This window comes from uncultured Tateyamaria sp., assembly GCF_947503385.1.
Lineage (GTDB): Bacteria > Pseudomonadota > Alphaproteobacteria > Rhodobacterales > Rhodobacteraceae > Tateyamaria.
This window is the reverse complement of record NZ_CANNDO010000010.1, coordinates 88,786-98,444: the sequence shown is the minus strand read 5'-3', so window position 1 is coordinate 98,444 and position 9,659 is coordinate 88,786. Positions and strand designations below refer to the sequence as shown.

Here is a 9,659-nt window from a genome sequence, read left to right as displayed (position 1 = left end):
CATAAGCAGATATCGACACCTGCACTATGGCGCATTGCGACGCCGGTTGGAGCAGGAGCCATCCACCCCATCGGCTTTGTCCGCGTCCCCATTGTCCGGGGCGTGATCGCCAAAGTCACCTCCGGGCTGGGCCCCGTCACGGGCCAAACCCAACTGGCCACAGGCTGCCCGATCCTTAACACTTCCTGAATCCACCTCTGTAACCTATTGATTCATATAACGCCGGGTGATGTCCCACGCTGGGACACCCCCATCAGAGTCTTTCTCCGGGGCCCATGAAAACCCTCGGATCACCGCATCCTCAAGCCAAGGTCCACCCCGGTCGGAACAAATCCCGCCGCCCCCGCGTTGCCTCCTCGACCCGGATCAGACGGAGACAAAATCATGGCCCCCGGACGCCAAGCCGCACACCCAACCGCCATTCCCCTCAAAGGGTGGTGGCACGTGCTGCAGCGGGTCTATCAACGGCAGGACGCGAGCCATATTGGCCTGCTGGCCGCAGGCGTGGCCTTTTACGGTCTCCTGTCGCTTTTTCCGGGCATCGCGGCGACGGTCGCGATTGCGGGTCTTTTGGTGGACCCCAGCCTTATCACTACCCACGCCGAGACCCTCGCCGACATTCTACCGGAAAGCGCGCGGGATATCGTTATCGGCCAAATTCGCGAGGTCGCGACAGCCGATAGCACGTCGCTCAGCCTCGCCGCCGCCTTCGCACTGGCCCTCGCGCTCTATTCCGCGTCCAAGGCCGTCGCCAGCCTGATCAACGGCTTCAACGTGGTGTATGAAGAGAAAGAATCCCGCGGCTTCGTCCGCCTGACGTTGCTAAAACTTGTGCTGACGCTGGGTCTCATCATCGGCGGCCTGCTCGCGGTTTTGATTGTGGCCGCCCTGCCCGCCGTTGCGGCGTGGTTCGGCGCCGCCCTCCTCACGGATATCATCATGCTCGCCCGTTGGCCCGTGGTTCTGCTGATTGCAGGCGCTGGGATCGCCATCCTGTACCGCTACGGGCCAGACCGCCGCTCTGCCAAATGGCGCTGGCTGACCCCCGGCGCAGGCGTGGCGTGCGTGCTGTGGGTGGCGGGCAGTTTTGGCTTCAGCATGTATGTGGAATCTTTCGGCACTTATAATGAAACTTTCGGGACGCTGGGCGGCGTTACTGTGCTGCTGACATGGTTGTGGCTATCGGCGTTCATCGTCCTTCTGGGCGGCCTGCTTGACGCTGAGCTTGAGGCGCAAACAAGCCGCGACAGCACTGTGGGTCCGGACCGACCCATGGGCAATCGCGGTGCTGTCAAGGCCGACACACTCAGCACGGCCCCAGCAGAATGACACAGCGGGACGCCCATCACATGACGAACAAAGCCGCTGATCAAGCGCGCCGCATCGCGCGATTGCGCCAACTGGCGGACGGCCTCGACAGCAAGTTTCGCATCCCCGGAACGTCCCTTCGGTTCGGCTGGGATTCCGTTTTGGGTCTGGTCCCCGGTTTGGGTGATGCTGTGACCGTAATTCCCGCAGGCATTTTCATCGCCGAAGGGTGGCGGATGGGCGCGCGCAAACGCGTGCTGGCCCGGATGGGTGTAAACAGCGCGATTGACTTTGTGTTGGGCGGCGTTCCCATTATCGGCGACGCCTTCGACTTGGTCTTCAAAGCCAATCGGCGCAATCTGGCCCTTCTGGAACGCGAGATGGGCATCGAGCAGGTTAAGACACCGCACCCCGCCTGAAACCGCACCGCTTTGCAATGGTTTTTTTATGCGTCCCGCGCGATCGGGGCACGTACTTTCTTTAACGCGCAAGCTGACAAAGAGCGTGGGTGCGAAGGATCGGAAAATCGCTTAGCGCCAGACCAAAACGCGACGAGCACCCCTTTGGTTCCCCGCTAATTCTGCAGAAGTTATCAATTAAAATCGGAACCTTACGGCGTTTTGTACGTTGTCACTTCACACATAACAGAGGAGCAAAAACATGAACAGCCTGACCACAACCGCTGCCGCACTGACCCTTGCCGCCACTGGCGCATTTGCCGGTGAAATGAACACCAGCGCCAAGGATGAAGCGGCTTCCGTGACGCCCGCGTCCTACACTGCCGACAGCGCCGAACTGATCCGCACCCGCGACATCACCGGTGGCGCCATCTATACGACAAATGCTGCTGACGCATCGTGGGATTCGTGGTCCGCCGCACCCATGCATGACGGCGTCGCCGACAGCTGGAGCGAGATCGGCGAAATCGAAGATGTGGTCCTGTCCCAATCCGGCAAGATGATTGGCATTGTGGCCGAAGTAGGTGGCTTCCTCGACATCGGTGACAAGCACGTCATGATCCCTCTGGACGACGTGAACCTGGTCGCAGTTGATGACACCAGCTATGCGTTTGTGACCCGTCTGAGCGAGGAGCAGCTCGAAGAGATGGAAGGCATCGACGAAGGTTTCTGGAACTAATCCGTCGACATTTTTTGCACCGGGGGTCGCCTGTCAGGCGGCCCCTTTTTCATTGTCCGCCTGCCAATTGTCACTGCGGTTCGAAAGGCCCGCCAACGCCCGCCCTGTAAGCGGGTCCGGACAACGCGTCGGGCAGTTTTGAAACAAATTTGGGAACCTTTCAGCCCGCTCAGGCGTTTCTTCGTCAGACCGCGCCACATGACGGCGCCCCCTGAATCAAAGGAGAATTCCAATGCTTGGTTGGGCCATCACATTCCTCGTCGTTGCTCTTATCGCCGCCGTGCTCGGCTTTGGCGGGATCGCCGGAGCATCCGCCGGGATCGCACAAATCTTGTTCTTTGTGTTCGTCGTCCTGTTCGTCCTGTCCCTCATTTACCGCGCGATCCGCAGCTAACGCACGCCGGGATCACCGACCAAAAGGAGACATGACATGACTACGACCACAGCTTCCAATGGCCGCGACAGCGGCACCACGGCCAGCAACAGCGCACAATCGCTGAAAGATGCGGCCACATCGCAAGTTGCTGACATCGTTGAGCAGGCGCAGGACGGATTCGACAAAGCCGTCACGCATGGCTCCGACGAGTTCAAGCGGTTGTCTGACCAGTCGACCAAGTTCGTTCGCGAGAACCCTGCCATCGCTCTTGCAGGTGCAGCAGGCGTCGGTCTGCTGATCGGGCTTGCCGTGAGCAAGCGCAGATAACGGTTCGGGCTGCGCCGCAGCCCACCCCGCCAAAACCTTTCAGACAAAGGAGTTCCGCCATGACCGAGGCATCGGATCTGGGACAACACGCACGTCAAACCGCCGCCGATCTTGGCCAACAAGCCAAAACCGCTGCGAAAGACCATGTGAATCAGCATGTGGAGGCAGTCCGCGACCGCGCAGCAGCGCAGGTTCAGACCACGTCGGACGCGGCAGAAGCTGCAGCCAGCGCTTTCCACCCGGGAAGTGTGCAAGCCGAAGCGGTACAACATGTGGCTGACCGCATCGAAGGGTTTGCGCACAATCTGCGCACGACAGACGTCCGCACGTCGTTGCAAAGTGTCAACACATTCGCGCGGGAGAACCCCGTTTTGTTCGTCGCTGGCGCAGCGCTGCTGGGCTTTGCCGCCACACGGTTTCTCAAGGCACGCGATCCGCAGGGGCACGGCGCCCCCTACATCCACGACGACCCGTGGGCATCCTCAGGGCATACCGACACCGGTATCGAGTCGCACCTGAACAGGGAGGCGGATCATGCAACGCACTGATCTGCGCGATGCGCCGGGGCATCTGGTTGCAACGATCCGGCACCTGTCATCGCTCATGCAGGGCGAGCTGGCGCTGGCAAAGGCCGAGATCGCGCGCAACCTGTCGCGCGCTGGCGTGGGCCTTGTGTTTTTTGGCGTTGCGGCACTTGTTTCGCTTGTTGCGTTGAATGTCCTTGCCACTGCGCTGGTGGGATATATCGCTGCGGCTGGCCTGTCGCTTGGGCTCGCGGCGACGCTGGTGGGCGGTGGCCTTTTGGCTATTGCTGCCGGGTTCGCATTTGCAGGCAAAACGCGCCTTAGCGCCGAAGCATTGCACCCCACACGCACGGTCGAAAACCTGTCCCGAGATATCGACAGCATCAAGGAGGCGAGCAATGCCTGATTTTGACGCAATCGAAGCACAGGTCGCGCGCGACCGCGCCGCCCTGTCTCAGTCGCTGGATGCGCTGACCGATGCCGCCGACCCGGAACGCGCGACGACCCAGATTTCCACGATCGCGCACGAGTATGGCGGCGAAATCGGGCGGCAAACGTGGGAAGCCGCACGGCAGAACCCTGCCGCCTTTGCATTGGTGGGCGCTGGTATTGGCCTGCTTCTCACCGGAACAGGCAAGCGGCCTGAACGCAGGCCGCATCCCGAGACGGCCGTTCCGCCCGCCAAGGCCATGCAGGGCTTTGATGCGCGCGTTGCTGCCGCCGACACCGCAATAAAAGAGGAGATGACCGGCATGTCCGACGAAACAGTATCCGCATCGCGATTGCGCGCCGCCATGGATCATGGGCTGGACAAATTGCCCGCAGCCGCGCGTGCGCGCGTCCTCAAGGCACGCAAATCCGCACTTCAGGCGCAGGAGCGCGTGGAAGCCAAGGCCGCCAAACTGGCCATCCGGTCGCGCACCTTTATGGACGACCAACCGCTTGCCGTTGGCGCACTCGCCGTGGGCTTGGGCGCGTTGGTCGGTGCATTGTTGCCCTCCACACAACGCGAGGACGAACTGCTGGGTGCACATCGCGATGCGATGATGCGGTCGGCGCAGGATATCCTTCGGGAAGAGTTGCAAAACGCGCACGCCGCTGCCTCGGAAAAGCTGCAAGACAGCACCAATCGCAGCGCGTCCGACACGCCGCTGCGGGCCTGACCGCCAGATGCTGCGCACAGCGCTGAGCGAACACGCGGCACGGGTCATGCTGCTGGTCGTGACGGTGATCATCGTCACGACCGCTCTGCAATTCGCCAAGCCGATTGCGGCCCCTATCGTGTTCGCCTTGGTGCTGGGCGTGGTTGTGTCACCGTTGGCCGAACGGCTGACCGCCTTTGGCATCCCCCGTGTGATCATCTCGCTGGTGCTGTTGCTGCTGACGACGGCGTTCATCGGTATGCTTGTGATGATCGCGGACCCCCTGCTTGTTATGCTGGCCGAGCAGCTCCCCCGCCTCAAGGACGCTGCCGCCGAATGGATCGAGATCACCGCCAACCTGATGCGCGGTATCGAAACGATCAGCCAAGAGATCGAGAATTCTGTCGGTGCCGACGCGCTCGAACCCCAAAGCAGCATCCCATCAATCAGCGACGCCCTGTGGCTGGCCCCAAATTTTGCGGCACAGGTGTTCATTTTCATGGGCACATTGTTTTTCTTCGTGCTGACGCGCGACGACCTATATGCCGCTGCGGGCAATCTGGAATCGCAACTGAAGCGCGCGGACCGGTCTGTCGCCCGCTACTTTGGCGCAGTGACATTGGTGAACACCGGGCTTGGCGTTGTCACAACCTTTGTTCTTATGGCTGTCGGTGTCGACTACGCACCTTTGTGGGGGCTGGCCGCGGGCATTTTGAACTTTATCCTGTATCTTGGGCCTATGATCATCATCGGGGGTCTGCTCATCGCGGGCTTGCTGCAATTTTCCGGTCCGATGTCACTGCTGCCGCCCTTCGCCTTTTTGCTGATTAACATGACCGAAGCACAGTTTGTGACACCACTTGTTGTCGGCCAGCGGCTTCGGCTCAGCCCGCTGGCGGTGTTTCTGGCAATTGTGGTTGGCCTGTGGCTCTGGGGGCCTGTGGGTGCCATTGTCGCTTTGCCGGTACTGCTGTGGTTTGGCGTGCTGATGCAGCCCAATGTGCTGGCGCGCGCCTCGTGGCGGACGCGTCAGCCGCGGACAACCTGATCGGCTATTCGCGACTTGAAGCCCGCACGCTGACACTGCAGAGGCATCACAGGAAATCGTCCCGGCGCGGGGTGAAACAGTCGATCAGGGTGCCCGGTTCCAGACAGACACAGCCGTGGGTCACCTTGGTGGGGATGATGAAACTGTCGCCGGGACCGACCTCGCGCACCTCATCCCCGATTGTAAACCGGAACCGCCCGCATTCCACATACGTCGATTGCACATGCGGATGATCGTGAAGCGCGCCAATGGCGCCAACGGCTTCGAACCGAAACGCAACAACCATCAGGTCCGCATGATCCGCCAGAACCTGCCGGGTCACGCCGTCGCCCGTCACGACAATTGGAAATGCGGTCATCTCAATGGCCCTTCGTACATCAGGAAAACAGCATTCCGCCATTGATGTCGATGTTTGCGCCCGTGATGAACGCCGAGTCGTCGCAGGCGAGGAACAGGATCAGGTTGGCGGTGTCTTGCACCGAGCCTTGCCGCTTGACAGGGACGGCGGCCTCGTACCCACGCCGTGCGGCGTCGGCGGTGTGAATGTTGTGAAAATCGGTGTCGATCATGCCGGGGCACAATGCGTTCACACGGATGTCCGGGCCAAGCTCTTTGGCGAGGCCCCGGGTCATGGTCGTGATCGCCCCCTTGGAGGTGGCATAGGCCACAGCACCAGCCCCGCCACCATCACGCGCCGCCTGACTTGCGAGGTTCACGATGGCCCCGGATGTCATATGCGCAAGGCACGCCTTGGTGATCATGAACACGCTTGTGACGTTCAGGTCCATCACGGCGTTCCAGTGATCCAGCGGCATTTCGGCTATCGTCTTGCGCGCGATTAACCCGCCTGCATTGTTCACGAGGATGTTGATGCCGCCAAAAGCATCGACCGTTTTGGACACCAGCGCATCCACATCCGCCTGCCGGGTCAGATCGCCCTGCATTGCAAAGGCCTGCCCACCCTGCCCCATGATCTGCTCCACTGCCGCATCCGCACCTGCGCTGCTGGAGTAATAGTTGATGGCCACGCGCGCACCCTCGGACGCGAGTTTGAGCGCTGCGGCAAGGCCGATATCGCGCCCGCCTCCGGTCACGATGGCCGTATGTCCCGCAAGTTTCATGGTCTGGTCCCCTTGTCGTTCGTATCTGGTGATGCAGCGCGCGGATGGTACGTACCGAGATTCGGTTTCACTTTTCACCCAAACTGGTATACTAGTCAATCAGTGTTGTTCAGCGTCCGGATCGACCGAGACAACAGGCGTGCAAATGGAGTGTTCGTCACGCCGCAAACGCTTTAGACCTTGCACAAGACGAACACGGTACGGAGGCCGCCACATGGCACAGGTAACTCAAATTGGTGCGCGGCGCACAAGCGTGGATGACATCTATGCCTATCTCTACGAAGAGATCGCAGCCCTGCGCCTGCGGCCCGGAGACAAGATTTCCGAAGCGGACATTGCCACCAAATTCGGTGTGTCACGGCAACCGGTGCGCGATGCGTTCAACCGTCTGGCCACGCTCGATCTGCTGTTGATCCGCCCGCAGCGCGCGACCGAGGTGAAGCGGTTTTCGATGCGCGAGATCGTCAAATCCCGCTTTGTCCGGCTGTCCGTCGAAAAAGAGGTTCTGTTGCGCGCGGCCGAGCATTGCGACGATGCTGACGCCGCAGAGCTCGACACCGCGCTCAAGATGCAGGAACAATCTGTCCAAGACCGCGACATCGACCGCTTTAACGCGCTGGACTATGATTTTCACAAACTGATCTGTCAGATTGCGCGCTCGGAATTTGCCTTCGACGTCATCCTTTCGGAGAAATCGAAAGTCGACCGTCTGTGTACGCTGAGCCTCTCCAAGGGCGACCGTATGCCGGAACTGGTCGAAGACCACCGTGCCATCGCCACAGCCGTTCAGACCCACAATCCGGTCGCGGCAATCGCGGCGGGCGTGCACCACCTGTCGCGGCTTGACGAGACCATCAACCAGATCTCGCAGAGCAATGCCAACTACTTCATGCCCGAAGAGACCTGACACCATAGGACAATCGACATGACAGCCAAACCGCGCGTCGGGGAACCCGTCGGCCCGCTCGACATCCAGACATTGGATGGCCGCACCGTCACGATTGGCCGCACCACGGACCGCTGGACCATGCTGTTTGTCTATCGCGGCAAGCATTGTCCCCGCTGCAAACGGTTTCTGAAGAAGCTGAACGATATGCTCGGTCAGTGGACCGACGTTATGGATGTGCTCGTTGTCTCTGCGGACACGGCGGACAAGGCGCAATCGGACAAGGTGGAGTTTGGGTGGCAGTTCGACCTTGGCTACGGTTTGACTGAGGATCAAATGCGGGCGCTTGGGCTTTATGTGTCTGACCCCCTGTCCGAAGCGGAAACCTCAGACCGTTTTGCCGAACCCGGCGCATTTGGCGTCCGGCCCGACGGCACTCTGATGCTGGTCGATATCTCCAACGGTCCCGCTGCGCGCCCCGATCTGGCCGAGTTGCTGGACGGCATGACATTCAACATCGAAAACGACCGACCCGTGCGCGGTACAGCCTAGCCACCCAAGCAATCCAAGGCGGTGCAGCGCTCTGGCCTCAGGGACTTGAGCATGGGCAAAACTTTTACAGTTGACAAAACTGGTATACTAGTAATCCTCTAGGGCATCAAAACGCCAAACCGCCATGTTTGGTCTGCACGTGCGGGACACACCCGCCACGGCGGCATGACACGGCGCAACAAGACGTTGGCTCAGATCTCAAGGGAGGACACCATGTTCGAAAAGATCACCAAATCATTGGTCGGCGCGGCAGCGCTTGCCATTATAGCCGTCACAGCAAACGCGGCAGACTGGCGCGGCTGGAACATCCACGTCGAGGGATATCCAAACACTGTGGCCATGGACAAATTCGCCGAATTGCTGGCCGAAAAGACCGGCGGTGAAGTGACCCTGCAAATGTTCCACGGCGGAACATTGGGCAGCCAGCCAGACGCGGTCGAGCAGGTGCGCGCGGGCGCACTTGAAATCGGCAATTTCAACCTCGGCCCGATTGGCCCGATTGTAGCAGAGGCGAATGTCGTCTCCCTGCCCTTTGTCTTTAAGGACGTGCCGCATATGTTCCGTGTCCTCGACAGCGAGGGCGGCGCCGCCATCGCCGAAGGCATGGCCGCCAAGGGCCTGACGCCGCTGGCGTGGTACGACGCGGGCGCGCGGTCGTTTTATAACGGTGACAAGGCAATCAACACGCCCGCCGATGTCCAAGGCATGAAAGTCCGGGTGATGAACAACGATCTGTTCACCGGCATGATAGCACAACTGGGCGGCAACCCCTCTCCTATGGCCTTTGCCGAAGTCTATCAGGCCCTGAAAACCGGCGTTGTGGACGGCGCTGAAAACAACTGGCCTTCTTACGAGTCGACCGGGCATTACGAGGTGGCGGGCTATTATTCGCTGTCACAGCACCTGATCATTCCCGAATGCATCTGCGTGAACACGGATGCGTTCAACGCCCTGTCGGCGGACATGCAGGCCGCCGTGACCGAAGCGGCGCAGGAATCGGCCACCCTCCAGCGGGAGCTTTGGGCCGCCCGCGAAGCGGCAAGCCGTGAAGCCGTGGAAGCCGGGGGTGTGATCGTGAACGAAATTGCCGACAAGGCACCGTTCCAAGACGCGATGGGTCCCGTCTACGAAGCCTATTTCGAGACGAACCCGGGCCTGCGGTCCTTGGTCGAACTGATCCAAGCCACGGAATAACCTGAAACCACGCTATGCTTTGACAGCCCGGTTCCGCAGCGTCG

At 60.6% G+C, this 9,659-nt stretch carries 15 protein-coding genes; 13 read left to right on the top strand and 2 right to left on the bottom strand.

Features of this window, described 5'->3' with window-relative positions; translation table 11 throughout:
- From Q1A85_RS21205 to Q1A85_RS21160, 10 genes are all read left to right on the top strand, one after another.
- On the top strand, positions 1-189 hold a 189-nt coding region (locus Q1A85_RS21205; RefSeq protein WP_299694503.1), incomplete at its 5' end, for a hypothetical protein.
- Between the two features lie 195 nt (positions 190-384).
- Positions 385-1,329 (top strand): YihY/virulence factor BrkB family protein, encoded by a 945-nt coding sequence (locus Q1A85_RS21200; protein ID WP_299694500.1) that lies wholly within the window; start codon positions 385-387, stop codon positions 1,327-1,329.
- On the top strand, positions 1,326-1,727 hold the full coding sequence (locus tag Q1A85_RS21195) for a DUF4112 domain-containing protein (RefSeq protein ID WP_299694497.1): 402 nt from the start codon (positions 1,326-1,328) through the stop codon (positions 1,725-1,727). Before Q1A85_RS21200 ends, Q1A85_RS21195 begins: the two co-directional genes overlap by 4 nt.
- A 241-nt stretch (positions 1,728-1,968) precedes the next feature.
- Positions 1,969-2,445 carry a PRC-barrel domain-containing protein gene (locus Q1A85_RS21190; RefSeq protein WP_299694495.1) on the top strand — a complete coding sequence of 159 codons (477 nt, stop codon included), beginning with the start codon at positions 1,969-1,971 and terminating at the stop codon, positions 2,443-2,445.
- 232 nt (positions 2,446-2,677) lie between these two features.
- On the top strand, positions 2,678-2,839 hold the full coding sequence (locus tag Q1A85_RS21185; RefSeq protein WP_299694492.1) for a DUF1328 domain-containing protein: 162 nt from the start codon (positions 2,678-2,680) through the stop codon (positions 2,837-2,839).
- 36 nt (positions 2,840-2,875) lie between these two features.
- The gene (locus Q1A85_RS21180) at positions 2,876-3,148 is read left to right on the top strand and encodes a hypothetical protein (protein WP_299694489.1); all 273 of its coding nucleotides are present in this window, start codon (positions 2,876-2,878) and stop codon (positions 3,146-3,148) included.
- Between the two features lie 59 nt (positions 3,149-3,207).
- Positions 3,208-3,696 carry a hypothetical protein gene (locus tag Q1A85_RS21175; RefSeq protein WP_299694486.1) on the top strand — a complete coding sequence of 163 codons (489 nt, stop codon included), beginning with the start codon at positions 3,208-3,210 and terminating at the stop codon, positions 3,694-3,696.
- Entirely contained in the window at positions 3,683-4,078 is a 396-nt protein-coding gene (locus tag Q1A85_RS21170; protein ID WP_299694483.1) for a phage holin family protein, read from the top strand. Before Q1A85_RS21175 ends, Q1A85_RS21170 begins: the two co-directional genes overlap by 14 nt.
- Positions 4,071-4,835, top strand: coding sequence for a hypothetical protein (locus Q1A85_RS21165; RefSeq protein WP_299694481.1), 765 nt, complete (start codon positions 4,071-4,073; stop codon positions 4,833-4,835). The genes Q1A85_RS21170 and Q1A85_RS21165 overlap by 8 nt, the downstream gene beginning before the upstream one ends.
- A 7-nt stretch (positions 4,836-4,842) precedes the next feature.
- Positions 4,843-5,862 (top strand): AI-2E family transporter, encoded by a 1,020-nt coding sequence (locus tag Q1A85_RS21160; RefSeq protein WP_299694478.1) that lies wholly within the window; start codon positions 4,843-4,845, stop codon positions 5,860-5,862.
- 46 nt (positions 5,863-5,908) lie between these two features.
- Here the strand turns inward: Q1A85_RS21160 and Q1A85_RS21155 are convergent, their stop codons facing one another.
- Both Q1A85_RS21155 and Q1A85_RS21150 read right to left on the bottom strand, forming a co-directional pair.
- Positions 5,909-6,220 (bottom strand): cupin domain-containing protein, encoded by a 312-nt coding sequence (locus Q1A85_RS21155; RefSeq protein ID WP_299694475.1) that lies wholly within the window; start codon positions 6,218-6,220, stop codon positions 5,909-5,911.
- 19 nt (positions 6,221-6,239) lie between these two features.
- Positions 6,240-6,983 (bottom strand): SDR family oxidoreductase, encoded by a 744-nt coding sequence (locus Q1A85_RS21150; protein ID WP_299694471.1) that lies wholly within the window; start codon positions 6,981-6,983, stop codon positions 6,240-6,242.
- A gap of 214 nt (positions 6,984-7,197) precedes the next feature.
- On the opposite strand from Q1A85_RS21150, the gene Q1A85_RS21145 reads away from it, so the two are divergent.
- The 3 genes from Q1A85_RS21145 to Q1A85_RS21135 all read left to right on the top strand — a co-directional run bounded on the left by Q1A85_RS21145 (position 7,198) and on the right by Q1A85_RS21135 (position 9,615).
- Positions 7,198-7,890, top strand: a complete 693-nt coding sequence (locus tag Q1A85_RS21145) for a GntR family transcriptional regulator (RefSeq protein WP_299694468.1) — start codon at positions 7,198-7,200, stop codon at positions 7,888-7,890.
- Positions 7,891-7,908: 18 nt separating this feature from the next.
- Positions 7,909-8,421, top strand: a complete 513-nt coding sequence (locus tag Q1A85_RS21140; protein WP_299694465.1) for a redoxin domain-containing protein — start codon at positions 7,909-7,911, stop codon at positions 8,419-8,421.
- A gap of 213 nt (positions 8,422-8,634) precedes the next feature.
- Complete coding sequence (locus tag Q1A85_RS21135; RefSeq protein ID WP_299694462.1) at positions 8,635-9,615, top strand: TRAP transporter substrate-binding protein; 981 nt, start codon at positions 8,635-8,637, stop codon at positions 9,613-9,615.
- Positions 9,616-9,659: the final 44 nt, after the last annotated feature.

Bases quoted from the DNA above. Each gene is read 5' to 3' on its own strand.
- Q1A85_RS21200 (WP_299694500.1), top strand. From the start codon at position 385: ATGGCCCCCGGACGCCAAGCCGCACACCCAACCGCCATTCCCCTCAAA.
- Q1A85_RS21195 (WP_299694497.1), top strand. From the start codon at position 1,326: ATGACACAGCGGGACGCCCATCACATGACGAACAAAGCCGCTGATCAA.
- Q1A85_RS21190 (WP_299694495.1), top strand. From the start codon at position 1,969: ATGAACAGCCTGACCACAACCGCTGCCGCACTGACCCTTGCCGCCACT.
- Q1A85_RS21185 (WP_299694492.1), top strand. From the start codon at position 2,678: ATGCTTGGTTGGGCCATCACATTCCTCGTCGTTGCTCTTATCGCCGCC.
- Q1A85_RS21180 (WP_299694489.1), top strand. From the start codon at position 2,876: ATGACTACGACCACAGCTTCCAATGGCCGCGACAGCGGCACCACGGCC.
- Q1A85_RS21175 (WP_299694486.1), top strand. From the start codon at position 3,208: ATGACCGAGGCATCGGATCTGGGACAACACGCACGTCAAACCGCCGCC.
- Q1A85_RS21170 (WP_299694483.1), top strand. From the start codon at position 3,683: ATGCAACGCACTGATCTGCGCGATGCGCCGGGGCATCTGGTTGCAACG.
- Q1A85_RS21165 (WP_299694481.1), top strand. From the start codon at position 4,071: ATGCCTGATTTTGACGCAATCGAAGCACAGGTCGCGCGCGACCGCGCC.
- Q1A85_RS21160 (WP_299694478.1), top strand. From the start codon at position 4,843: ATGCTGCGCACAGCGCTGAGCGAACACGCGGCACGGGTCATGCTGCTG.
- Q1A85_RS21155 (WP_299694475.1), bottom strand. From the start codon at position 6,220: ATGACCGCATTTCCAATTGTCGTGACGGGCGACGGCGTGACCCGGCAG.
- Q1A85_RS21150 (WP_299694471.1), bottom strand. From the start codon at position 6,983: ATGAAACTTGCGGGACATACGGCCATCGTGACCGGAGGCGGGCGCGAT.
- Q1A85_RS21145 (WP_299694468.1), top strand. From the start codon at position 7,198: ATGGCACAGGTAACTCAAATTGGTGCGCGGCGCACAAGCGTGGATGAC.
- Q1A85_RS21140 (WP_299694465.1), top strand. From the start codon at position 7,909: ATGACAGCCAAACCGCGCGTCGGGGAACCCGTCGGCCCGCTCGACATC.
- Q1A85_RS21135 (WP_299694462.1), top strand. From the start codon at position 8,635: ATGTTCGAAAAGATCACCAAATCATTGGTCGGCGCGGCAGCGCTTGCC.